The sequence below is a fragment of the Actinomadura atramentaria DSM 43919 genome, from assembly GCF_000381885.1.
GTDB classification, from domain to species: Bacteria; Actinomycetota; Actinomycetes; order Streptosporangiales; family Streptosporangiaceae; genus Spirillospora; species Spirillospora atramentaria.
This window is the reverse complement of record NZ_KB907208.1, coordinates 201,439-224,301: the sequence shown is the minus strand read 5'-3', so window position 1 is coordinate 224,301 and position 22,863 is coordinate 201,439. Positions and strand designations below refer to the sequence as shown.

Annotated in this window: 18 protein-coding genes and 1 other RNA gene; 6 read left to right on the top strand and 13 right to left on the bottom strand. The window is 72.8% G+C overall.

All coding sequences use genetic code 11. The annotated features are described in order from the left end of the window. Positions 1-19: 19 nt before the first annotated feature. Entirely contained in the window at positions 20-175 is a 156-nt protein-coding gene (locus G339_RS39275; protein WP_019629218.1) for a hypothetical protein, read from the bottom strand. A 119-nt stretch (positions 176-294) separates the two neighbouring features. Between G339_RS39275 and G339_RS0101010 the strand changes: the two genes are divergently transcribed. After that, entirely contained in the window at positions 295-1,275 is a 981-nt protein-coding gene (locus tag G339_RS0101010) for an ABC transporter ATP-binding protein (protein ID WP_019629217.1), read from the top strand. Continuing rightward, positions 1,272-2,087 carry an ABC transporter permease gene (locus tag G339_RS0101005; RefSeq protein WP_019629216.1) on the top strand — a complete coding sequence of 272 codons (816 nt, stop codon included), beginning with the start codon at positions 1,272-1,274 and terminating at the stop codon, positions 2,085-2,087. Before G339_RS0101010 ends, G339_RS0101005 begins: the two co-directional genes overlap by 4 nt. A gap of 3 nt (positions 2,088-2,090) precedes the next feature. On the opposite strand, the gene G339_RS0101000 is transcribed toward G339_RS0101005, so the two are convergent. Then, positions 2,091-3,266, bottom strand: a complete 1,176-nt coding sequence (locus tag G339_RS0101000) for an MFS transporter (protein ID WP_019629215.1) — start codon at positions 3,264-3,266, stop codon at positions 2,091-2,093. Positions 3,267-3,321: 55 nt separating this feature from the next. Here G339_RS0101000 and G339_RS0100995 point away from each other — a divergent pair, with 55 nt between their 5' ends. Further along, positions 3,322-4,062 (top strand): AraC family transcriptional regulator, encoded by a 741-nt coding sequence (locus tag G339_RS0100995; protein WP_019629214.1) that lies wholly within the window; start codon positions 3,322-3,324, stop codon positions 4,060-4,062. A 6-nt stretch (positions 4,063-4,068) separates the two neighbouring features. Here G339_RS0100995 and G339_RS0100990 read toward each other — a convergent pair whose 3' ends face one another. The 8 genes from G339_RS0100990 to ftsE all read right to left on the bottom strand — a co-directional run bounded on the left by G339_RS0100990 (position 4,069) and on the right by ftsE (position 12,579). Continuing rightward, complete coding sequence (locus tag G339_RS0100990) at positions 4,069-4,788, bottom strand: hypothetical protein (protein ID WP_157407228.1); 720 nt, start codon at positions 4,786-4,788, stop codon at positions 4,069-4,071. 901 nt (positions 4,789-5,689) lie between these two features. Then, on the bottom strand, positions 5,690-6,157 hold the full coding sequence (locus tag G339_RS32110) for a DUF4352 domain-containing protein (protein ID WP_019629211.1): 468 nt from the start codon (positions 6,155-6,157) through the stop codon (positions 5,690-5,692). Between the two features lie 284 nt (positions 6,158-6,441). Continuing rightward, positions 6,442-6,814: a transfer-messenger RNA gene (gene ssrA, locus G339_RS37320) on the bottom strand. A 375-nt stretch (positions 6,815-7,189) separates the two neighbouring features. After that, positions 7,190-9,181 (bottom strand): penicillin-binding transpeptidase domain-containing protein, encoded by a 1,992-nt coding sequence (locus G339_RS0100975; protein WP_019629210.1) that lies wholly within the window; start codon positions 9,179-9,181, stop codon positions 7,190-7,192. Positions 9,182-9,191: 10 nt separating this feature from the next. Continuing rightward, entirely contained in the window at positions 9,192-9,665 is a 474-nt protein-coding gene (gene smpB, locus G339_RS0100970; protein WP_019629209.1) for an SsrA-binding protein SmpB, read from the bottom strand. A gap of 5 nt (positions 9,666-9,670) precedes the next feature. Next, positions 9,671-10,843, bottom strand: coding sequence for a S41 family peptidase (locus G339_RS0100965; RefSeq protein ID WP_019629208.1), 1,173 nt, complete (start codon positions 10,841-10,843; stop codon positions 9,671-9,673). Positions 10,844-10,878: 35 nt separating this feature from the next. Further along, positions 10,879-11,784 carry a permease-like cell division protein FtsX gene (gene ftsX / locus G339_RS0100960; protein ID WP_019629207.1) on the bottom strand — a complete coding sequence of 302 codons (906 nt, stop codon included), beginning with the start codon at positions 11,782-11,784 and terminating at the stop codon, positions 10,879-10,881. Positions 11,785-11,889: 105 nt separating this feature from the next. Continuing rightward, on the bottom strand, positions 11,890-12,579 hold the full coding sequence (ftsE, locus tag G339_RS0100955; protein WP_019629206.1) for a cell division ATP-binding protein FtsE: 690 nt from the start codon (positions 12,577-12,579) through the stop codon (positions 11,890-11,892). A gap of 527 nt (positions 12,580-13,106) precedes the next feature. On the opposite strand from ftsE, the gene G339_RS0100950 reads away from it, so the two are divergent. Continuing rightward, positions 13,107-13,292, top strand: coding sequence for a hypothetical protein (locus tag G339_RS0100950; RefSeq protein WP_019629205.1), 186 nt, complete (start codon positions 13,107-13,109; stop codon positions 13,290-13,292). 9 nt (positions 13,293-13,301) lie between these two features. On the opposite strand, the gene G339_RS0100945 is transcribed toward G339_RS0100950, so the two are convergent. Then, positions 13,302-14,447: a DUF8094 domain-containing protein gene (locus tag G339_RS0100945; protein ID WP_019629204.1), complete on the bottom strand. Its 1,146-nt coding sequence runs from the start codon at positions 14,445-14,447 to the stop codon at positions 13,302-13,304. Positions 14,448-14,547: 100 nt separating this feature from the next. Here G339_RS0100945 and prfB point away from each other — a divergent pair, with 100 nt between their 5' ends. Both prfB and G339_RS0100935 read left to right on the top strand, forming a co-directional pair. Next, positions 14,548-15,657, top strand: coding sequence for a peptide chain release factor 2 (prfB, locus tag G339_RS0100940; RefSeq protein ID WP_026341032.1), 1,110 nt, complete (start codon positions 14,548-14,550; stop codon positions 15,655-15,657). Positions 15,658-15,761: 104 nt separating this feature from the next. Next, positions 15,762-16,736, top strand: coding sequence for a DUF8094 domain-containing protein (locus tag G339_RS0100935; RefSeq protein ID WP_019629202.1), 975 nt, complete (start codon positions 15,762-15,764; stop codon positions 16,734-16,736). Between the two features lie 229 nt (positions 16,737-16,965). Here G339_RS0100935 and G339_RS0100930 read toward each other — a convergent pair whose 3' ends face one another. Then, positions 16,966-17,643 carry a carbon-nitrogen hydrolase family protein gene (locus tag G339_RS0100930; RefSeq protein WP_019629201.1) on the bottom strand — a complete coding sequence of 226 codons (678 nt, stop codon included), beginning with the start codon at positions 17,641-17,643 and terminating at the stop codon, positions 16,966-16,968. A 361-nt stretch (positions 17,644-18,004) separates the two neighbouring features. Beyond that, the gene (locus tag G339_RS0100925; RefSeq protein WP_019629200.1) at positions 18,005-22,825 is read right to left on the bottom strand and encodes an NAD-glutamate dehydrogenase; all 4,821 of its coding nucleotides are present in this window, start codon (positions 22,823-22,825) and stop codon (positions 18,005-18,007) included. Positions 22,826-22,863: the final 38 nt, after the last annotated feature.

The window sequence follows — 22,863 nt, the reverse complement described above, 5'->3', positions numbered from 1 at the left end:
CCGTCAACACGGGTGTCGCTCAGGCCTGCGTGCTGAAGTCGTCGCAGAGGCGGGTGAGGCCCCAGTGGCAGACCGTGCAGCTCCCGGCCTGGTACTCGGGGGCCTCGGACGGAACGGCGGCGAGCTCGTCGGCCTCGATGACACCGGCGTCGCGGGGCTCGAAAGAAGCGGCCATGACTCCTCCTCAGGATGTCGTTGCGTTGCCTTACAGTCGCAGACGGTAACGTGTGGACGTCCGCGAAGGACCAAGGAATCGCAAAAAATGAAGGTAAAAAGAAGGGAGGCCGACACATTTTGGCATGGCTCCGGCAAAACGCCGCCAGTTCTGTCGCCTATGTCGGCGGGCCCGCGGTCCGCGCGCAGGCCCTCGCCAAGCGCTACCCCGGCGCGACCGCCGTCCGCGGCGTGGACCTCGCCGTCGCGCCCGGCGAGACGTTCGGCTTCCTCGGCCCCAACGGCGCGGGCAAGACCACCACGATCGGGATGCTCTGCACGCTCACCGCGCCCACCTCCGGGGACGCGTGGATCGACGGCCACAGCGTCCGCACCGCCCCCGACCGGGTGCGCCGCAGCATCGGGCTCGTCTTCCAGGAGACCACCCTCGACCTCGGCCTCACCGCCTGGGAGAACCTGCGCTTCCACGCCCGGCTGTACGGCGTCCGCGCCGACGACGCCCGCGAGCGCGCCCGCGACCTGCTCGACCTCGCGGGCCTGGCCGACCGGCGCGACGACCCGGTCGCCGCGTTCTCCGGCGGGATGCGGCGGCGGCTGGAGATCGTCCGGGCGCTGATGCACCGGCCCCGCGTCCTGTTCCTCGACGAGCCCACCGTCGGCCTCGACCCGCAGACGCGCGCGCGGATCTGGGAGCACCTGCACCGGCTGCGCCGCCGCGAGGGCATCACGCTGTTCCTCACCACGCACTACCTCGACGAAGCCGAGCACTGCGACCGCGTCGCCATCATCGACGGCGGCGCGATCGTCGCCGAGGGGACGCCCGCCGAGCTGAAGGACGTCGTCGGCGCCGACCGCGTCGAGCTGCGCACCGGCGACGACGCGGCCGCCGCCGAGCGGCTGCGCGGCGCGTTCGGGCTCGAACCGGCGCTCGGGCCCGCCGGGCTGTCGGTGCGGGTCGCCGACGGCGCGTCGTTCGTGCCCCGGCTGTGCGCCGGACTGGACGTCCCGATCGACGCCGTCACCGTCGTGCGGCCCAGCCTCGACGACGTGTTCCTTCACTACACCGGCCGCACCATCCGCGACGAGGGGGCCGCCCGGTGACCGCCGCGCTCGCGGACGAGCTGGCCGCGCTGCGGGTCGTGTGGCAGCGCGACATGCTGCACTACACGCGGGACCGGCTCAAGATCGTCGTGACGCTGATCCAGCCCGTCCTGACGCTGCTGGTGCTGGGCGCGGGGCTGTCGGCGCTGCTGCCGTCCGGGCCCGGCGCGGACTACCGGACGTTCCTGTTCCCCGGCCTGCTGGTGATGGCCGTCCAGGCCCCGGCGCTGTCGGCCGGGGCCTCGCTCGTCGCGGACCGGCAGGCCGGGTTCCTGCGGGAGATGGTCGTCGCGCCGGTCCGGCGGGAGACGCTGCTGGTCGGGCGGTGCCTCGGCGGCGCGACGATCGCGGGCTGCCAGGGCGCGCTGATGCTGCCGCTGGCCGCGCTGGCGGGCGTCCCGCACGATCCGGCGACGCTCGCGCTGCTGCTCGGGGAGCTGGCGGTCGTCGCGCTCGCGGTGACGGCGCTCGGCACGCTGCTGGCCGTCTGCATCCAGCGCGCCGAGTCGTTCTACGCGCTGATGAGCATGATCGTGACGCCGCTGGCGTTCCTGTCCGGCGCGATGTTCCCCGTCAGCGGGCTGCCGCCGTGGCTGACCTGGGCGGTGACCGCGAACCCGCTGAGCTACGCGGTCGACGCGCTGCGCCGCACGATCACCGCCCGGCTGCCCGGGCCCGTCCCCGAGCGGCTGTTCGCCGGACCGCGCTGGGGCGGCTGGCAGCCGCCGGTCGCGGTAGAGCTGGCGCTGCTGGCCGGCTCCGGGGCGGTGCTCCTGCTGTGGGCGGCCCGCCGCTTCCGGCGCACCGGCTGACGGTCAGCGCCCGCGCTCCGGGGAGGTGAGGAACAGGCCGAGGACGAACGCCGCGACCGGCACGGCGCACAGCAGCGTGAACACGCGCTGCGGCCCGTGCGCGTCAGCGGCCAGCCCGAACAGGGGCGCGATGAGGCCGCCGACGCTCACGGCCAGGCCGAGCGTCACGCCCGCCGCCGTGCCGGGGCGGCTCGGCAGGTAGTCCTGCCCGAGTTTCACCAGCACCGCGAACGGGACGTTCAGCGCCGCGCCCGCCAGGAACGCGAACAGCAGCGGGACGACCGGGCCCGGCGACGCGCGCAGCCCGACGAGCATCGGGACGACGAGCACCGCGCCGAGCTGGACCGTGCGGACGAGGCCGATCCGGTCCGCGAGCCGCCCGCCCGCGACCGTCCCGGCGACGCCGCCCGCCAGGAAGCACGCCAGCGCGGCGCCCGCGAGCGCGCGCGAGCCGTGCAGGTGGCGGATCCAGTACAGCTCGATGAACGTCGTGATGCCCGCGAACACCGTGGACCGGACGATCTCGACCGCCGTCAGCACCGCGAACGGCCCCCACCGGTCCCGGCCGGTCGCCGGGGCGGCCGCCGCCGCGCGCGTCCGCCGCCCGATCCGCAGCAGCACGAACGCGACGAGCACGGCGGGCGGCACGAACAGGACGGTCGCGCCGACGCCGAGCGACACCAGCGCCGGGGTCGCCAGGACGGGCGCGAGGAAGAACCCGACCGTCCCGCCCGCCGCGAAGACGCTCATCGCCGCGGTGCTCTCCCCCGCCGCCTCGCGGGCCGCCTTGCCCGCCGCCGGGTGGAACATCGCGACGCCGAGGCCGGACAGCAGGATCAGCGTCCACACGAGTGCGTACGGCCCGACGAGGCCGGAGAGCCCGTAGCCGAGCCCGGCGACGAGCACGCCGGCCGCCGCGAGGCCGGGCAGCCGGAGCCGGTCCACGGCGATGCCGACGAACGGCTGCGGGACGGCGCTGCCGAGCGTCGCGGCGAGCGTGAGGCCGCTCGCGGCGAGGTAGCTGTAGTGGCGTTCGAGGACGAAGTAGGGGACGCTCGCGGGGACCAGGCCCTGGTACAGGTCGTCCACCGCGTGTGCGACGCCCCAGGCCCACATCCGCCGCATCGGCCCGGCCGCGCGGGCCGTGACCTGCGGCGGGGCGATCTGGTTGAGGGACATGCGGTCCAGCGTGCCGGGGGGCGCCGGTTGCGGGCTAGCGATAGTCTGCCCTTCTATGTCGGTCATCTGCCAGTACATCGAGACGGCGACGTCGGCGCCGCTCGCGCACCGGGAGGTCGTCGAGCGGCACCGCCATCCCGACCACCAGCTCGTCCATCCGAGCCGGGGCGTGCTGCGCGTCAGCACCGACGCGGGGACGTGGGTCGTGCCGCCGCACCGGGCGGTGTGGATTCCCGCCGGGGTCGTCCACGGGCACCGCGCGCACGGGCCGACGCGGCTGCGCACGGTGAACTTCGCCGTCGCCGACGCGCCGCCGGGGTTCGACCGCCCGACCGTCCTGGCCGTCTCGCCGCTTCTGCGCGAGGTCGTCATCGCGCTGACCGACGACGACGGCCTGGCCGCCGAGCAGCGCCGCAACCTCGAACGCGTCGCCCTGGACCAGCTCCGCCGCGTCGAAACCCTGCCCACGGGCCTGCCCTCGCCCGCCGACGACCGCCTGCGCCGCATCGCGGACCTTCTGCACGCCCATCCCGCCGACCGCCGCACCCTCGCGGAATTCGGCCGGACGGTCGGCGCGTCCGAACGCACGCTGAGCCGCCTGTTCCGCGAGCAGACGGGCATGACGTTCCCGCAGTGGCGCGGCCAACTCCGCCTGCACCACGCTTTGGTCCTGCTGGCGGCGGGCACGTCCGTCACCTCGGTGGCGACCGCCTGCGGCTATTCGGGTCCGAGCGCTTTCATCGAGGCGTTCCGCCACGCGTTCGGGACGACTCCCGGCCGCTTCCACGCGACCTGACGCGGCTCAGAACGTGCGGGGCACGATCAAGCAGGCGCTTCCGTCACGGACGATCCGCACGCGTTCTCCGGTGCCGAACTGCGCGAGTTCTTCGGGCAGCCGGTGCGTGCGTTCCGTCAGCCTTTCGCCATTTCCCGTACGAACTTCGACGGCGGTGACCCACCAGTCCCCATCGGGCTCGTCTTCAATGGCGACGGACTCGACTTCCGCGTCCTCCCCGCCCGATCTCAACGCCTCTTCAGTTCCCGCGCGGAGCCCGACGAGAGCGAGCGGATCGACGTCGGGTTCGATCCAGACGAGATGCGCCATCGTCGGATAGCGGCGGAACCCGAAAACCATCCCCGGAGCGATCCGGCACCCTCGGGCGGCGGGGAACCGCCGATACCCGTGGACGAGCTGATCCGTGGCCGAACCGAGCGGCCGGGCGATGACGCGGACGTCGTGCATCTCCTGCTCGGCGTGCGCCCAACTGGTGATCTCGACCCCGACGACGACCGCGACCTCCAACGCGGTATCAGGACGCGGACGCTCGGCGTCGTCCTCCCGGACAAAGCCCTCGCACCCGAGTATCGCGAGCACCAGGAATGTCCCCATCAGAACGAAAACCGTCGGCCAGCCGATGCCGACGAGCACGGCGGCGACGACGATCGTGCCCACGGCGAGCGGCACGATGACGCGCCGCCGCGCCCGCACCCGCCGGAGCCGCCGAGCGTGCGCGTCCAGCATGAACGCGTCGGGAACCCCGCTCATGTCAGTACCACGCGGGCCACAGCGCCAACGCTCCCTCCGCCGATCGAGCGACGAGAAACCGCCCGACATGCCGAGCGGTAGCGATCTCCTCGGGCCGCAGAAACCCACGCACCGTCAATCTCTGCCCGCCGTGATCAACCACCGCCTCAACCTCAATGTGCCCCGCCCGAACCCGCCCCGTAGCCCGCACGGAAACAAGCCCAACGGCCTCCGCCCGCCTGCCGAGAAGCGCGCTGTACGCATCACCGTCAATCAACCCAAGACTCAACCGATGATCGAGCAACAAACGACCGACGTCCTCAGCCGACAAATCGAAGGCCGGCGTCACGGTGTCCCCGAGCACATGACTACGCCCCCGAGGCATCGGCCGAACCGGATAGAACGTCCCCGGCCGCACGTTCCGAACGTCCCCAACCTCGGTATGCACGACAGTCTCCGACCCGCCCGCTCCCCGCAACCGCACCCGCGCCGGAATCCCGCCCCCGTCCTCACTCCCAACCCCGTCGAGCACCGCAAGAACCTCTGCAACGGCAACCCCCTCAACCAACCCCCCGCCAGCCAGCAAACCCCCGTCCTGCCACCGCGCCAGTACTTCCGGAGCCCGCTCCCAAGCGACCATCCGCAGCGCGAAATACGACCCAGGCTCATGCGGCACCGGCGGCACCCGCACTTCCCGCCACTCCGAAACCAAGAACCCCCAAACCATCACTGCCACGACCCCGAAAACCACGCACAACGCCACCACAACGCTTCCGCCCAAACCAACCCCCACCCTCCCGACAACACCCAGACCAACCCACCGTTCCACCACCCCCGACAATGAAGCAAGACAGGCCCGGCCCCGGAGATCCGGGGCCGGGCCGTTCGCTGTGCCGGGTCAGCCGACCTCGGCGCGGGCCTGCTCCTGCAGGAGTTCGTCGGTCATCGCGACGATGTGCGGCACGAACTTCTTCTCCGCGCAGACGGTCCCCTTGGCCTTCTCGCCGGGCGCGAGCGTGGTCGTGGGGATCTGGTCCTCCGTCGCGGTGACGTCGACCTCATGCTTCTCCCCCTTGCTGTCGACGAGGCTGAAGTAGAGCGGGTTCACCGCGAGGTTCTTCTTGCGGTGGTTGACCACCGTGATCTTGACGCAGCTGTGCGGGGTGCCGTCGTCGAGCGGGCCCGCGTCGTACGCCACGCGCTTCGCGGCGATGGCGACGGTGACCTTCTTCGCCGGCGCGCCACCGCCCTTGCCGCCGCCGTGGTCCGCCGACTGCACGGCGGTCGGCTCGGTGCCGGTGTCGCACGCGGCGAGGACGGTGGTACCCGCAGCGAGCAGCGCGGTGAGGGCGAGAGTACGGATCATGCGTGGTCCCTGAGGTTGGGGCGGGAGGCTCTGGCCGCCTTGGGACGCGACGCGCGCCCGGCCGGTTCTGCCGCGCAGCGGCCTGACCTGGTCGACAGCGCCGGTAAACCACCAGCCGCCCTCGCGCTACGCGGCGGCCACCCGCCCGTCACCCGCCCGCCACACGCGAACGGGTCACGCGGCGCGGGCCGACGGCCGGGACGGCTCGCGCTTTCCCCGGAAACGCCGGTGGCCCCGCTGCCGAAGGCAGCGGGGCCACTGGGGACGCCGCGCGGGACGTCAGATGGTGGAGGTGGCGGGAATCGAACCCGCGTCCTTCGGTGATGAGACAGGGCTTCTCCGGGCGCAGCCTGCTAGTCGTTTTCTCAGCCCCGGCGCTCACGCAGGCGTGTCGCCGACGGGCTCAGTCGCTGTTAAGTGTTCCTACGCACCCCGCGACCGGGCGTGCAGGTGGAGTCTCCTAGCGATGCCAGACCCCGGGTCGGAGACTCTCCCGGGCTGACAGAGTTCGCTCCTCGCTCAGGCGGCGAGGGCGAACTCGGACTGCTTCTTGTTGGCAGTTATTGTTTTGCCGTCACAGGATTTTCGAGGTCACGACGGCAACCCTCGACCCGCTTCCCCTGGCTCGACCTACCGAAGTCGAAGCCGGTCACCCCCATGTTGAGTTGTCAAGCGCGGCCGGTCCCGAAGGACGTCCGCCGTACCGACGATATAGGGAGAACGCGGCGGACGCCAACGGTATTCCGGCCGGTCCGCACGCCCCCGGACGACGAGATGGCCCCGGCGGGCGCGGAGCGCGCCCACCGGGGCCGACCGGCAGGGTCAGGCCGGTCCGGACGGCAGAGCCTCCCCCGAGACGAGGCTCTGGTCGGTGACTGGGTCCGCAACCCCCCGAGCGGTGCCCCAGTCACCAGGAAAGACGCCAGGAAGGCCGCGGACGGTTGCACATCGGACCGCAAAGAGCCTCCCAAAGCCCGACGTGCCACGGGCGGCGTGCGCTAGGAGCGCGCCAACGGAAGGGCTGCCGGGGGCTCAGCGGGGGGTGACCGGGGTCGTGGTGGAGCCGGGGGTCTCGGGGGTCGCGGGCTTGGTGGTCGTGCTCGGGACGTGCGCTCCGGTCAGGAACCGCGCCGCCAGCGCCGCCGGGTTGACCTTGCCCTCGACGGCGATGGCGAACGCCAGGTCGGGCCGGGAGCCCACGAACCACGAGACGGTCTTCGTCCGCCCGTTCTCCTGGTAGTCCACGGTGGCGACGACGCCGGACACCTTGCCGCCCACGGAGACGTTCGCGGCGCGGGCCGTCCCCGACACGACGCCGCGGCGCAGGAGCTTCTGCAGGTCCGCGGTCGTGGCGACGTCGAACGGGCGCGCGGGGGGCGCGTCGGTCGCGGCCGGGTCGGCGAGCAGGAACGGCGGCCGCCAGGTGACGTTCAGGACGCCCGCCGCGGCCGTCGCCATCGCCAGCGGGCTCATCCGGACGCCGCCCTCGCCGACCATCTCGGCGGCCTTGGCGGCGTCGTCGGCGGGCCGCGGGACGGAGCCGGTGAACGCGGGCACGCCGAGCGCCCAGTCCTTGCCGAAGCCGTACCGCTCGGCGGCCTGCAGCAGCGCGTCGGCGGAGACGTGCGACGACAGCGATGCCAGCGTGGTGGCGCAGCCCGCCCCGAAGTTGCGTTCGAGGGTCTGCCTGCCGTGCGCCTTGTTGGTGAACGTCGAGTTGCCGACGGTCGCGTTGCCGGGGCACTCGGTCTTGGTCGCGCCGGTCAGCCCGGCGTGCAGCAGCGCGTCGGCGGTGACGATCCCGAACGTCATCCCGGGCGGGTAGCTGCCCTCCATCGCCAGGTTGCGCCCGTCCGTGCCGTGGTTGGCGACGGCCAGGACCTCGTTCGTCCCGGCGCGCAGCGCGATCAGCGACGCGGGCGCGCTCACCCCGGCCAGGGCGTTGTCGGCGCGGTTCTGCAGATTGCGGTTCAGGGTGGTCTGAACGTCCTTGGGGTGGTTCGCCGGGGAGTCGGTCAGCGGCCAGGACGCGAGCGTCTGGGTGTTCGCGCCGGACGGGTCCTGCGCGACGACGCGGACCGTCGGAATCCCCGCGAGCCGCCGCTGCAGCGCGAGCTGGATGCCGCTCGTCCCGATCGTGTCGCCCGGCTGGTAGGGCGCGCCGACGAGCTGCAGCGTCTCCGACGTCGCCGGCCCGAGCCCGCCGACGACCTCCGGCGCGGCCGCCGCGCCGATCGGCTCGCTGCTGGTCCGCCGTTCGAGCTGCGGCACCCGCATGAGCCGCAGGATCAGCGCGTTGTCCGCCGGGCGGACGAGCGTCAGCAGCGGCAGGAACGTGTTCGGCGGCGCGGACTGGACGCGGCCGAGCAGCCGGTCCACGTCCAGCGACATCCCGCCCTCCTTGCGGGCGGCGGACGCGAGCTGGTCGAGCGTCTTGCGCGCGTCGCCCACCCGTCCCGGGTAGACGCCGAAGACGTCCGCCGTGACGGTCTTCTGCAGCGACCGCTTGCTGGAGTCCAGGATCGACGCGCGCTCGGGGTCCTCGCTGACGACCGCGAGCCGCTGCCCCGGCCCGAGCCGCGGGTTGATGATCGACGGCTTCCAGACGACCCGCCAGTCGCCCTTCACCTGCCGCAGCTCCATCGAGCTGGCGTACCGCCACGGCTCGCCGTTCTCACCGAGGTCGATGGAGATCGAGAAGCGGGCGAGCGCCCGGTCCGAGGCGGGCTTGGCGATGGCGACGCCGCGCGCCTGCCCGGTGGAGTCGCGCGCGCCGATCGCCAGCCGCAGCGACGCCGCGTCGAGCTGCGCGCGGACCTGCGACAGCGCCGACGCCACCGCCGCGCGCGGCGCGCCGGTGGTGAGCTTGGCCGCCGCCTGGTAGTTGCCGACCTGCCAGGCGATGAGGAAGTCGCGGACGGTGGGGGTCGGCGACGGGTCGGTGCAGGCCGTCAGCCCCCCGACCCCCAGGGCGGCGCACCCCGCGCCCGCGATCAGCCGGCGCAGCCGTGCTCGCCTGTGCATCGACAACCCTTCACCGTCTCCTGAACCGGGCCGCCGCGGCCTTGGCCATCTCGCGGTCGGCCTCCCGTTTGGCGATCGCCTGTCGCTTATCGTAGGACTTCTTACCACGACCGAGCCCGATCTCGACCTTGGCTTTGCCGTCCTTGAAGTACAGGGCGAGCGGGATCAGCGTCCAGCCCGGTTCGGACGTCTTCGCGACGATCTTCTGGATCTCGCGGCGGTGCAGCAGCAGCTTGCGGCGGCGGCGCGGCGCGTGGTTGGTCCACGTCCCCTGCGTGTACTCGGGGATGTGGACGCCCTCCAGCCACACCTCGCCGTCCATGACGTGGGCGTATCCGTCGCTGAGCGTCGCCCGCCCCGCGCGCAGCGCCTTCACCTCGGTGCCCATGAGCACCAGGCCCGCCTCCCAGGTGTCGTCGATCTGGTAGTCGAAGCGGGCACGCTTGTTCTGGGCGATGAGCTTGCGCCCTGTCTCACGTGGCACGGATCTCAGTCCTTCTCCGGGAGTGCGGCTCGCAGACCGCTCAGCACGGTGCGGGCGCGCCGTTCGGCCTCGGTGGGCGGTAGGTCGGCGGAGACGGCCACGTCGGGCTCGATCCCCGTTCCGTCGAGGTTACGGCCGCTCGGCGTCCGGTAGCGACCGACGGTCAGCTCGACCGCCGAGCCGTCCGACAGGCGGTACGCCTCCTGGACCGACCCTTTTCCATAAGTACGCGATCCTACGATCACGGCGCGGTCCCGGTCGCGGAGGGCTCCGGCGACGACCTCGGCGGCCGACGCGGTGCCCGAGTCCACCAGGACGACCAGCGGCGTGCGCGCGTCGCCGGGCTCGGTGACGGTCAGCGGCTCGGGCGGCCGGTCGCGCCGCTCGTAGGTGACGACGAGCCCGCCCGGCAGGAACGCCGACGCGGTGGACACCGCCTCGGCGAGCAGCCCGCCGGGGTCGCCGCGCAGGTCCAGGACGATCCCGCCGCGCACGGCGGCCGGATCGCGCGTGACGGCGGCGCGCACCCGCCCGCCGACGCCGCGCGTGAACGCCCCGACGCGGACCAGCCGGACGTCGCCCGGCAGCTCCGACACCGACACGTCGCCGTCCTCGACGGCCGCGCGCACGAGCTGGAAGTCCTTGCGCGCGGAACCGCGCTCCACCGTCAACGCGACGGGCGCGCCGGGTGTTCCGCGCAGCGCGGCGGCGACGCGGGCGACGTCCCAGCCCGCGGCGGCGGTCCCGCCGACGGCGGCGACGACGTCGCCGGGGCGGACGCCCGCCCGCGCGGCGGCCGACCCCGGCTGGACGCTGGCGACGCGGACGCGGCCGTCCCCGGCGGTGCCGAGCCAGACGCCGACGCCGCTGTACCCGCCGTCGAGGCGGCCGCGCACGTCGTCGAACTCGGTGGCGGTGTAGTGCCGCGCCCACTTGTCGTCCAGGGAGCGCAGCATGGCCGCGATGGCGGCGTCGTCGAGGTCGGCGCGGGTCGTCCGGTCGGCGGAGCGCTCGGCGATGGCGGCGGCGGCCTCGTCCAGCGGGGACCGCGAGCCCTCCTGCCGGACGGGGTGCTCGCCGCCGCCCGAGGAGGCGGTGGCGAGCCCCGCGCCGTACGCGCAGACGACGGCCACGGTGACGGCTCCGGCGCGCAGCGCACGACCGGGGTACCGCGACATGCGGTCAGTCTAGGGCGAGCCGGACGGACCCCGGGCTAGATCTTCAAGTAGCGCCGAAGCGTCAGGAACGAGGCGACCGCGCACAACAGCACGCCGAAGCAGATGGACAGGACGATCACGGCGAGCACCGCGCCCCAGCTCAACTGCGTCGTGAACTGCATCTGCCCGGCGAGCCGGTCCAGCAGCAACGTCTTGGAGAACACGAGCAGGATCGCGGCGAACAGTCCGCCGATCAGTCCCGCGATGGCGCCCTCCAGGATGAAGGGCATCTGGATATAGGTGTTCGACGCGCCGACGAGCCGCATGATGCCCGTCTCCCGCCGCCGGTTGAACGCCGACAGCCGCACGGTGTTGCCGACGAGCAGGACCGCCGCGACCACCTGGAACAGCGCGATGAGCAGCGCCGCCCACTGCAGCCCGTTGAGGATCTTGAAGAACTTCTTCAGGATCTCCTGCTCGTTGATCACCTGGTCCACGCCGGCCTTGCTGATCAGCGGTTCGACCACGCCCTTGTACTGCTGCGGGTCCTTCAGCCGGATGCGGAACGAGTCGGGGATGTCGCCCGGCCGCGTGCTGTTCACGAACGACGGGTTGGACTCGAAACGGTCCTTGAAGCGCGCGTACGCCTGCTCGCGCGTCTCGTACTCGACCTTGGCGACCTGCGGCATCTTCTCCAGCGTCGCCTTGATGTCGTCCTTCTGCTGCTGCGTCGCGTCCTGCTTGCGGCAGGCGGGGTTGGAGCTGGTCTTGGCGCAGAGGAAGACCGAGACCTCGATCTTGTCGTACCAGTAGTCCTTGGACACGCTGACCTGGTTGCGGATGAGCAGCCCCGTGCCGAAGAGCGCCATGGCGATGGCGACGGTGATGACGAGGGAGATGGTCATCGTGAGGTTCCGGCGGAGACCGATCCAGATCTCCTGGAGAACGAACTGTGCGCGCATTCCTCGCTGTCCTTGATCGCCTGCGCCCCGCGGGGAGCGTCGGGTCCGGTCGGCCGCGGCCGCGGTCCGGACGGGGTGTGGCTGCGGCCCGGCAGGGCCGCCCGGTCAGTACGCCTGGCCGTAGACGCCGCGCGACTGGTCGCGCACGACGCGGCCGTCCTCCAGTTCGACCACGCGCTTGCGGAACGCGTCCACGATCGCGGCGTCGTGGGTGGCCATGACGACGGTGGTCCCGGTCCGGTTGATGCGGTCGAGCACCTTCATGATGCCGATCGAGGTGGCCGGGTCGATGTTCCCGGTCGGCTCGTCGGCGAGCAGGATCATCGGGCGGTTGACGAACGCGCGGGCGATGGCGACGCGCTGCTGCTCGCCGCCCGACAGCTCGTTCGGCATCCGGTGCGCCTTGCCCTCCAGGCCGACGAGGTCGACGACCTCGGGCACCACCTTGTTGATGAACCGCCGGGGCTTGCCGATGACCTCCAGCGCGAACGCGACGTTCTCGAACACGTTCTTGTTCGGCAGCAGCCGGAAGTCCTGGAACACGCAGCCGATGCGGCGGCGCAGGTGCGGGACCTTCCAGTTGCTGATGCGGCTGAGGTCCTTGCCCGCCACGTGGACGTGCCCCTGCGACGGCCGCTCCTCCTTGAGGATCAGCCGCAGGAACGTCGACTTCCCCGAGCCCGAGGGCCCGACGAGGAAGAGGAACTCGCCCTTCTCGATGCCGACGTTCACATGCTGGAGCGCCGGCCGGTTCTGGGTCTTGTAGACCTTGGTGACGTTGTCGAAGTGGATCACGGCTGCATCACGGCGGTTTCAGCACCATTCTTGCGAAGGACCCGCGAGGTCTCGTGCGGGAGGAGTCGCGTCTTTCGTCGGTCGTCGCGCGGAGCTGACGCACTCGCGCCGAGGCTGGGCCGCGCCGCCGGGCGGGCGGGCGGGACGTCGGTCCGCCGGGCCCGGCGCGGCCACGGGGCCGCCGGGGTCTCCCGGCGAGGAGTCCGGGGCGGAATCATACCGCCGGCGCTGCGGCCGATGGGTCACCTCCAGTGCGAGGCCGTCCGGGCGAGGGACGGCCGACTCCAGGGGACCGAAGGCCCGCCGGCGGCGACCGGCGTCGAGACGAAGGTCACCGGCAGGGCTCCGGCGCGTCTCGGTTCGGTAACCGGGACGCACCGAGCAGTGTACGGGCGGACGTCCACCGCCCCGACCACTCGCGCCCCCCAGCGTTCTCGCAGGACTTTACCGCCAGCCCATGCCTAATGGCGCGAAACGGAGCCTAAAGTTCTTCCTGCCAGGAACATCCCGCTGAGAGGGGCAGCCGGATGAGCTGCGACCACCTGATCTGCGCACACTGCTCGCATCCGGTGAGCGAGGGGCGCTGCCCGAGCTGCCGCGCGGTCCGCGCCCGCATGCACGGCGACGGGCCGTCCATCCCACCGGTGCTCGTGCTCGCTGCGCTGCTCGCGCTGCTGTTCGGGGCGCTGCTGCTGCAGCGCTGCGCGGCCTGAGCGCGCGGCTCAGTCCTTCAGCTTGGGCGTGTTCGCCTTGACGGGCGCGCCGGTCGAGCCGACGACGTCGGCCTTCGGCTGCGCCTTGCCCTTCTTGGCGCGCGCCGGGTCGGTCACCGCGTACTGGTACGCCTCGGTGACGTCGATCTCGACGCCCTCGACCGTCCCGTCCAGGAGGTGCGCCACGTTGCCCGGGATCGCGGGCTTGATCTTGGGGTTCTCGACGTCGCCGCGCGTCACGCTGTTGCGGAACAGCGAGTACAGCACGAGCCCGCCGCCGTGCTCGGTGCGCAGCGAGAAGTACGGGTAGGGCGTCGCGACGAACACGATCTGCCGCGTGAACTTCTTGTCCGCGGCCTTCTTCCTCTCCTTGCGGGTCTGCTTGTAGTACCCGGAGGTGAGGTCGCCCTTCTTCATGACCTTCGCGGCGACGCTGTCGGGGCCCTCCGACGCCATCGTCGCCTGGATGCCGGGCACCTCGCGGGGCCGGATCAGCACGGTCTCGTCGGTGGTGGCGAGCGGTTCGGCGTAGCCCTGCGCGTCCACGACGACCTTGGGCGGCTTGGCCTTCGGCCGCAGCTCGGTGCTGAAGCTGAGCCGCCAGCCGGTCTCGGCGGAGCGGCGCATGAACGCCATCAGCGCCGTGCCGGTCGACTTCGGCTTCCCCGCGACGGTGCGCGGGACGGACGCCACGAACCACTGCGGGTAGACGTCCTCCTTCAGCTTCGGGACCCACAGCTTCGGCTTGCCGTAGGTGAAGCGGCGCACCGGGTCGCCGTCGAAGGCGGCGCGGCGGAACTCGGCGGCGGTCAGCGCGGACTGGCCGTCGGACGTCCAGGACAGCGCCAACCGCTCGTCGCCGGAGGCGCGGGCCACGTCCTCGTCGGCGACGTAGGTGCGGAACTCCCGGTCGGCGACCTGCGGCGTCAGCGGCTCGGAGACGGGCTCGGGCACGCTCGGCAGCGGCGCGGGCCGCGCGCGCGGGCGCTCCTCGCCCCCGCACGCGGCGAGACCGGACAGCGCCAGCAGCAGCGCCGCGGCGACCGCCGCCGGTCTCGAAGAGGTCCTGTCCACGCCCCGCCCCCCGGACGAGCCCGGCGCAACGTCCGGGCGGGCCGTGTCCCGCGCGTCCTTCGCGCCGGCCCGATCGGACATTCTGCCACCCTGGCCGGGCGGCGCGGGCTCGGCGGGCGGTGTCGCCGGGCACGTCCGGTCCGCGCTCGGGCAGTCCCGCGACGGCGATAGGCTCGGGGGCGTGGCAGCCATCGACGCAAAAGATCAGCTCAAGGAACTGGGCTCGACGCTCACGGGCATCGAGCAGGTCCTCGACCTGGACGCCATGCGCCGCGAGATCGCCGAGCTGCGCGAGCAGTCCGCCGACCCGGAGCTGTGGAGCGACCAGGAGCACGCCCAGTCGGTGACGCGCCGCCTCTCCTACCTGGAGAGCGAGATGAACCGCGTCGAGGGGCTGCGCCAGCGCCTCGACGACGTCGCCACGCTGTACGAGCTGGCCGACGAGATGGACGACGAGGACACCCGCCGCGAGGCCGACGACGAGCTGGCCGGACTGCACAAGTCCGTCCAGCAGCTCGAGGTCCGCACGCTGATGTCCGGCGAGTACGACGCCCGCGAGGCGCTCGTCACGATCAACGCGCAGGCGGGCGGGGTGGACGCCGCCGACTGGGCCGAGCAGCTCCAGCGGATGTACCTGCGCTGGGCCGAGCGGCACGGCTACCCGACGGAGGTCTACGAGACCTCCTACGCCGAGGAGGCCGGGATCAAGTCCACGACGTTCACCGTCAGGGCCCCCTACGCCTACGGCACGCTGCGCGGCGAGCACGGCACGCACCGGCTCGTCCGGATCTCCCCGTTCGACAGCCAGGCGCGGCGGCAGACGTCGTTCGCCGGGCTGGACGTGGTGCCGGTGGTCGAGCAGAGCGACCACGTGGACATCGACGAGACCGAGCTGCGGATCGACGTGTACCGCTCGTCCGGGCCCGGCGGCCAGGGCGTCAACACGACCGACTCGGCGGTGCGGATCACCCACCTGCCGACCGGCATCGTGGTGTCCTGCCAGAACGAGCGCAGCCAGTTGCAGAACAAGGCGACGGCGATGGGCGTGCTGCAGTCCAAGCTGCTGGAGCGCAAGCGGCAGGAGGAGGCGGAGAAGATGTCCGCCCTGCGCGGCGAGGGCACCAGTAGCTGGGGCACGCAGATCCGTAACTACGTCCTGCACCCGTACCAGGTCGTGAAGGATCTGCGCACGGGGGTGGAGGTCGGGAACCCGACGTCGGTGCTCGACGGCGACCTGGACGAGTTCATCGAGGCCGAGATCCGCTGGCTGCGGCAGCGCGAGGCCGAGTAATCCGCCTGGCATAACGGTCATTCCGCATTCATAGTGTCACCCTGCGGTGACACTGCGATGATGGGCGGCGCACCCGTACCCGCCTCACCCCCGGGGGCCGCCCCATGCCCGCACGCCGCGCCACCGCCGCGCTGACGGCCGTCCTGCTGTGCGTCCCGTGCGCCGCCGCCTGCTCGCCGGGGCGCGGCGCGGCGCCCGATCCCGCGATCGACCGGGCGGAGGCCGAACGGGTGCTGGCCCGGTACGGGGCCATCGCCCGGCACGCGTCGGCGACGCTGGACGGCACCGGGCTCGCGGCCGTCGAGAGCGGGCCGCAGCTCATGATGGACCTGGCCGCCCTCACCCGGCTGCGCGCGGCGGGCCGCCGCCCCGCGCCGGTCGACCTGCGCCGGGCGACGTACTACATCCCGCGCGTGAGCGGGTATCCGCGCTGGTTCACGGTCGGCGCGCTGAGCCGGGGCCCCGGCGGGACGGTGCGGCACGCGCTGCTGTTCGCCAAGGACCGGCCGGGCGCGGCGTGGCTGCTCGCCGCCGACCCGCTGCCCGCCGCCGACGTGCTGGACCGCGTCGCGCTCGACGCGCACGGCTACGCGACGGCGGTGCCGCCGACGTCCACCGGGTACCCGGTCGCGCCCGCGCGGCTCGGCGCGGCGCACGCCGCGCTGCTGACCGGCGGGCCGGGCGCGCCCGGGGCGGCCGTCCTCGCGACGGGGCCGGACGCGGTCCGCGCGCACCGGGCCGTGCTGGCGGGCCAGGCGGCGCTGCGCCGCCGGGGCGTGCGGCTGACGACGCGGTTCGTCCCCGACCGGACGCCCGCGTACGCGCTGCGCACGGCGGACGGCGGCGCGCTCGTCTGGTACGTGCTGCGGCGGCACGAGAGCTACCGCGCCGCCCGCCGCGCGAAGATCCAGGTGGCGGGCGACCTCACCGGGCTGACGCCGCGCCGCTCCTTCCCGAACCGCATGGCCGCGACGACGCTGATCCAGTACCTGACGAAGATCCCCCCGACCGGCGCGCGCCCCGCCGCCCCCGCCGTCACCGGCGAATACCGCCGCGCGGTGGCGGTCACCGGCTCCTGACAAGTCCGACCCGCCGGCCGCAGGACGGAGTGGTGCGCGCGGCGGCCGGGTCCAGATCGACGGCCCGGCCCGCACCCGTCCGCGAGGCGGGGGTTGCGCACGCGGCCGGGTCCAGATCGACGGCCCGGTCCACGCCGTCCGCGAGGCAGGGTGTTGCGCGTGGCGGCCAGATCAGAGAGGCGGCGGCCGCTCGACCCGCCGGCCGCGAGGCGGGGTCGCGCGCGGTCGGTCAGAGTTCGGCGGTGGCCAGGGTTCCCGGGGTTGCGTCGGTGTGGGCCAAGAGGGTGCCGGTCGGGGACCAGATGCCCGAGTTTCCCGCCGTGCGGAGGTAGCCGCCGCCGGTCGGGCCGGCGAAGCTCGCCAGGGCGACCGGGACGCCGTGGGCCGTCGCGATGCGGCGGGCGCGGGCCGGGTGGACGTCGGCCTCGTCGGCGGCGTGGACGATCCCGGCCGCGTAGACGTCGACGCCGCGCGCGGCGGTGGCGGCCGCGTGCGCGGGGTCGCCGGTGTCCTTGCAGATCGCGAGGCCGATCCGGACGCCGTCCACGACGACGCGCCCCGGCTCGTCGCCGGGCGCGAACCGCTCGGCCTCCGCCGCGCCGAGCCGCATCTTCCGGTAAACGACGCGGACGCCGCCGCCCGTCACGGCGAGCGTCGCGATGTGCGGGCCGGGGACCGGAGCGCCCGCGAGCGCGAGCGTCCCGGTCTCCGCGCACGCGGCGACGAGCGGGGCGAGCCGGTCGTCGTCCGGCGCGAGCGGCGCGGCGTCCAGCTCGTACCCGGTCAGGGACAGTTCGGGGAACACCACGACCCGCGCGCCCGCCCGCCGCACGGCGTCCGCGTGCGCGACGGCGTTCGCCGCCACGTCGTGCGCCGCGCACACCGGCTGCGCCACCGCGAAGATCATCCGACCGACTCCCCGCACCGAAGACCACGGCCAGCGTGCCACACCCGCGGAACGCGCCGCCCGGCGCGATGCGCCTCCCGGGACACCGGCGCAGCGCGAACCGGCCGCACGCAGCAACGAGCCGCGCGGCGCGGAAGCCGTCCCGGACGAACCGCGCGGCGGAGGCGCCTAGGGGGCGGCAGGGAGCGCGTCCCGGACCAGGCGTGCGGCACAGCGTCCCGGACGAACCGCGCGGCCCTGAGCGCCCAGCGTCCGGGGCGCGTAGCGGGAAACGCGTCCCGGACGGGCCGCGCGGCGGAGAGTGCGTCCCGAGACGGAGGCGACGGCGTCCCGCCGCCGGGTGGCGGCGGGACGCGGCGGGTTACAGGGAGCTCGTCGTGGCCAGGGTGCGGACCGCGCCGAGGGCGACCGAGAGGGTGGCCAGGTCGAAGCTGTCGCTCTCCCAGATCTCCAGCAGCGTCTGCTGGGCGCGGTCGACGGCCGTGCGGTTCTCGTCCGCCCAGCGGGTGAGGCTGACGTCGGCGGGCGTGCCCGGCTCGTTCATCGCGAGGACGGCGCGGGTGAGCGCCGCGTGCGCCGAGTACAGGTCGTCGCGGAGCGCGGCGCGGGCCATCGACCGCCACCGGTCGTCGCGCGGGAGGGCGATGACGGGTTCGCGGAGCCGGGCGAGCTGGAGCCGGTCGGCGAGCAGGAAGTACACGTCCGCGACGTCGGTGACCGGGCGGCTCATCGCGTGCGCGATCGACACCAGGTCGAACGTCGAGTAGGCGGGGACGAGCACCGCCGACCGCTCCGCGAGGTCCTCGGGGACGCCGAGTTCGCGGTAGGTGTCGCGGCGCTCGGTGAACGCCGCCTGGTCCAGCCCCTGCAGCACCGACGGCAGGTGCCGCGCGAGCGTCTCCGCGCTGCCCTGGAAGAAGTCGATCGTCTCGCGGATGTCGAACGGCGGCCGCCGGTGGTGCAGCAGCCAGCGCGCGCCGCGCTCGGTGAGCTTGCGGGCCTCCAGCAGCAGCGTGATCTGCGTGGACTCCTCCACCTGGTGGGACAGGCCGTCGACGGCGTGCCAGAAGCGCGGCATGTCGAACACGGCGCGGGACACCAGGTAGGCGCGGGCGATGTCGGACGGCGACGCGCCCGTCTCCTCGTGGACGCGGAACGCGAACGTCGTCCCGGAGTTGTTGACGAGGTCGTTCACCACCGCCGTCGTGATGATCTCGCGGCGCAGCGGGTGCCGGTCCATCGCGGACCGGAACCGCTCGCGCAGCGGCGTCGGGAAGTAGTCGACGAGCCACGACTCCAGGTACGGGTCGTCGGGCAGGTCGGAGGCGATGAGGTCGTCGTCCAGCGACAGCTTGGCGTAGGCGAGCAGGACGGAGAACTCCGGCCCGGTGAGGCCCCGGTCGGCCTGGCGGCGCTCGGCGAGGGCCTTGTCGTCGGGCAGGAACTCCAGCCGCCGCTTGAGCAGGCCGTCGCGTTCGAGCCGCCGCATCATCCGGGTGTGGACGTGCAGCATCGACGGGGCCTGCGCCCGCGCGGCGGCCAGCACGACGTTCTGCGCGCAGTTGTCGCGCAGGACGAGGTCCCCGACCTCGTCGGTCATGCTGTAGAGCAGTTCGTCGCGCTGCTTGCGGCCGAGCCCGCCGTCCCGCACGACCTGGTCGAGCAGGATCTTGATGTTGACCTCGTGGTCGGAGGTGTCGACCCCGGCGGAGTTGTCGATGAAGTCGGTGTTGATCAGGCCGCCGGTGCGGGCGAACTCGATCCGGCCGAGCTGGGTGAAGCCGAGGTTGCCGCCCTCGCCGACGACCTTGCAGCGCAGGTCGGCGCCGTCCACGCGGACGAGGTCGTTGGCCTTGTCGCCGACGTCGGCGTTGTTCTCGGTGGACGCCTTCACGTACGTCCCGATGCCGCCGTTCCACAGCAGGTCGACGGGCGCGAGCAGCGCCGCGCGGATCAGCTCGTAGGGGGCGAGCGCGGCGACGCCGTCGGGCAGGCCGAGCGCGGCGCGCATCTCGGGCGTCAGCCGGATCGACTTGGCGGTGCGCGGGAACACCCCGCCGCCCTTGGAGATCAGGGACGTGTCGTAGTCGGCCCAGGAGCTGCGCGGCAGCTCGAACACGCGCCGCCGCTCGGCGTAGGACGCCGCCGGGTCCGGGTCGGGGTCGATGAACAGGTGCCGGTGGTCGAACGCGGCGACGAGCTTGATGTGCTCCGAGAGCAGCATGCCGTTGCCGAAAACGTCCCCGGACATGTCGCCGATGCCGACGACGGTGAAGTCGTCGCGCTGCACATCCACGCCCAGCACCCGGAAGTGGTACTTCACCGACTCCCACGCGCCGCGCGCGGTGATGCCCATCGCCTTGTGGTCGTAGCCGACCGACCCGCCGGACGCGAACGCGTCCCCGAGCCAGAACCCGTACTCGGCGGCGACGCCGTTGGCGATGTCGGAGAACGTCGCGGTGCCCTTGTCGGCGGCGACGACGAGGTAGGTGTCGTCGCCGTCGTGCCGGACGACGTTGGGCGGCGGGACGACCTTGCCGTCCACGAGGTTGTCGGTGACGTCCAAGAGCCCGGAGATGAAGTCCTTGTAGCACTCGATCCCGGCCTGCATCCACGCCTCGCGGTCGGCCGGGTCGGGGAGCTGCTTGCCGACGAACCCGCCCTTGGCGCCCGCCGGGACGATGACGGTGTTCTTCACCGCCTGCGCCTTGACCAGGCCGAGGATCTCCGTGCGGAAGTCCTCCCGGCGGTCCGACCAGCGCAGCCCGCCGCGCGCCACCGACCCGAACCGCAGGTGGACGCCCTCGACCTTCGGCGAGTACACGAAGATCTCGAACTTGGGGCGCGGGAGCGGCAGGTCGGGGATGCCCTCGGGGTCGAACTTCAGCGACAGGTACGGCTTGCCCTGGTAGTGGTTGGTGCGCAGCGTCGCCTGGATCATCGCGAGGTAGGCGCGGAGGATGCGGTCCTCGTCCAGGCTCTGGACGTCCTCCAGGCGGCCCTCCAGCTCCTCGGCGATGCCGACGCTGCGCTCGATCTCGCCGCCCGCCAGGTGCGGGTCGAGGCGGCTCTCCCACAGGCGGACCAGCAGCCGCGTGATGCCGGGGTTGCCGAGCAGGACCTGCTCGATGTAGCGCTTGGAGAACGACGTGCCGGTCTGCCGCAGGTACATGGCGTAGGCGCGCAGGATCATCGTCTGCCGCCAGTCCAGGCCGACGTGCAGGACGAGCGCGTTGAAGCCGTCGTTCTCGATGCGGCCGTTCCACAGTGCGGTGAACGCGTCCTGGAACAGCGTCTTCACCGCGTCCTCGGGGACGCCGGGCGCGGGCGTGTAGCGCAGGCCGAGGTCGTAGATCCAGCCGCGCGGGCCGCCCGTGGGCATGATCTCGTACGGCCGCTCGTCCACGACCTCGACGCCCATGTTCTGCAGCAGCGGCAGCATCTTGGACAGGATGATCGGCTCGCCGCGCCGGAAGATCTTCAGCCGCCGGACGCCCGGCTCCGCGCCCGCGGGCTCCCACAGGTCGATGGAGGTGTCGCCGTCCGCGGCGAGCGCGTCGAGGCGGCGCAGGTCCGCGACGGCGGTGGTGGCGGTGAAGTCGGCCTTGTAGCCCTCGGGGAACGCCTCGCCGTAGCGGGCGGTCAGCTCGGCGGCGCGGTCGTCGGCGCACTCGCGGGCGATGGCGTCGGCGAGGAAGTCGCTCCAGGAGCGGGTCGCGTTGGCGAGCCGCCGCTCCAGCGCCTCGGCGTCCACGTCGGGGAGCTGCCGGCCGCGCTCGCCGCGCACCACGACGTGCAGCCGGGCGAGGACGGACTCGGTCACGTTCGCGCTGTAGTCCACCGAGACGCCGTCGAACGCGTTGCGCAGGATCTCCTGGATGCGCAGCCGGACCTTCGTCGTGTACCGGTCGCGCGGGAGGTAGACCATGCACGACATGAACCGGCCGTAGGGGTCCTTGCGCAGGAACAGCTTGAGCTGGCGGCGCTCGCGCAGGCGCAGCGTGCCGAGCGCGATCGGCAGCAGCTCGTCGGCGGAGATCTGGAACAGCTCGTCGCGCGGGTAGGACTCCAGGATCTCCACGAGGTCCTGGCCGTCGTAGCTGTCGGCGGTGAACCCGGCGCGCTCCAGGACGTCGTCGACCTTGCGCTTCAGGACGGGCACGTGCGCGATCGACTCGCTGTAGGCGACGTGCGCGAACAGTCCGAGGAACCGCCGCTCCCCCACCACCGAGCCGTGCCGGTCGAACTTCTTGACGCCGATGTAGTCCAGGTAGACCGGCCGGTGGACGGTCGAGCGCGAGTTCGCCTTGGTGATGACGAGCAGGTGCCGCTCGGTGGCGCGCTTGCGGACCTCCGGCGGCAGCGACGCGAAGCTGCCCGACTCGGTGGTGTCGGTGCGCAGGATGCCGAGGCCGGTGCCGGTGACGGGCCGCAGCGCGGACCCGTCGTCGGCCAGGACGTAGTCGCGGTAGCCGAGGAACGTGAAGTGGCCGCCCGCGAGCCATTCGAGCAGTTCGACGGCCTCGTCGGACTCGTCGCCGCGCAGCGGGGGGTTCTCCCGGACCTCGCGGGCCAGCGACAGCGCCCGCTCGCGCATCTTCTCCTGGTCCTCGTAGGAGACGCGGACGTCGCCGAGGACGCGCAGCAGGTCCCGCTCCAGCTCGGCGATCCTGTCCGGGTCGGAGACGCGGCCGACCTCGATGTGGATCCACGACTCGTCCAGGTCGCGGGAGCTGTCGTGCTTGCCGCGGAACACCTTCAACCGGCCCGCGACGTCGCGGTCCACGCCCATCAGCGGGTGGACGGTGATGTGGTTGGTGAGCTTGTGGCGGCTCAGCTCCATCGTCACCGAGTCGACCAGGAACGGCATGTCGTCGGTGACGACCTGCACGACCGTGCGGCCCGGGTCCTCCCAGCCGTCCGCCTGCTCGGACGGGTTGAACACCCGCACCTTCGCGCGGCCCTGCGGGCGCTCCGCGCCGAGCGCGCGGTGCGCCATCGCGGGGCCGTACACTTCGCCCGGCGTGCGGCCGATCAGGTCCTCGGGGGCGACGTTGCGGTAGTACAGCCGGAGGTAGCCGTCCGTCTCCGCGATGTCCCCGTGCTCCCCGAGCGCGGCGGCGTACTGCTCCGCCGCGGCCCGGAGCAGGTCGTACTTCTCCTGATCGAGCTCGCCGCTCATCCTTGAACAACTCCCCTAGAGAACCGCGCGCCACGTCG

What these genes read in the sequence shown, in the direction of transcription:
- G339_RS0100995 (WP_019629214.1), top strand. Translation starts at nt 3,322, where the DNA reads ATGTCGGTCATCTGCCAGTACATCGAGACGGCGACGTCGGCGCCGCTC.
- ftsX (WP_019629207.1), bottom strand. Translation starts at nt 11,784, where the DNA reads ATGCGCGCACAGTTCGTTCTCCAGGAGATCTGGATCGGTCTCCGCCGG.
- G339_RS0100925 (WP_019629200.1), bottom strand. Translation starts at nt 22,825, where the DNA reads ATGAGCGGCGAGCTCGATCAGGAGAAGTACGACCTGCTCCGGGCCGCG.
- G339_RS32110 (WP_019629211.1), bottom strand. Translation starts at nt 6,157, where the DNA reads ATGATCCGTACTCTCGCCCTCACCGCGCTGCTCGCTGCGGGTACCACC.
- G339_RS39275 (WP_019629218.1), bottom strand. Translation starts at nt 175, where the DNA reads ATGGCCGCTTCTTTCGAGCCCCGCGACGCCGGTGTCATCGAGGCCGAC.
- G339_RS0101000 (WP_019629215.1), bottom strand. Translation starts at nt 3,266, where the DNA reads ATGTCCCTCAACCAGATCGCCCCGCCGCAGGTCACGGCCCGCGCGGCC.
- G339_RS0100945 (WP_019629204.1), bottom strand. Translation starts at nt 14,447, where the DNA reads ATGTCCGATCGGGCCGGCGCGAAGGACGCGCGGGACACGGCCCGCCCG.
- G339_RS0100975 (WP_019629210.1), bottom strand. Translation starts at nt 9,181, where the DNA reads ATGCACAGGCGAGCACGGCTGCGCCGGCTGATCGCGGGCGCGGGGTGC.
- G339_RS0100990 (WP_157407228.1), bottom strand. Translation starts at nt 4,788, where the DNA reads ATGCTGGACGCGCACGCTCGGCGGCTCCGGCGGGTGCGGGCGCGGCGG.
- G339_RS0100930 (WP_019629201.1), bottom strand. Translation starts at nt 17,643, where the DNA reads ATGATCTTCGCGGTGGCGCAGCCGGTGTGCGCGGCGCACGACGTGGCG.
- G339_RS0100950 (WP_019629205.1), top strand. Translation starts at nt 13,107, where the DNA reads ATGAGCTGCGACCACCTGATCTGCGCACACTGCTCGCATCCGGTGAGC.
- G339_RS0100935 (WP_019629202.1), top strand. Translation starts at nt 15,762, where the DNA reads ATGCCCGCACGCCGCGCCACCGCCGCGCTGACGGCCGTCCTGCTGTGC.
- G339_RS0100965 (WP_019629208.1), bottom strand. Translation starts at nt 10,843, where the DNA reads ATGTCGCGGTACCCCGGTCGTGCGCTGCGCGCCGGAGCCGTCACCGTG.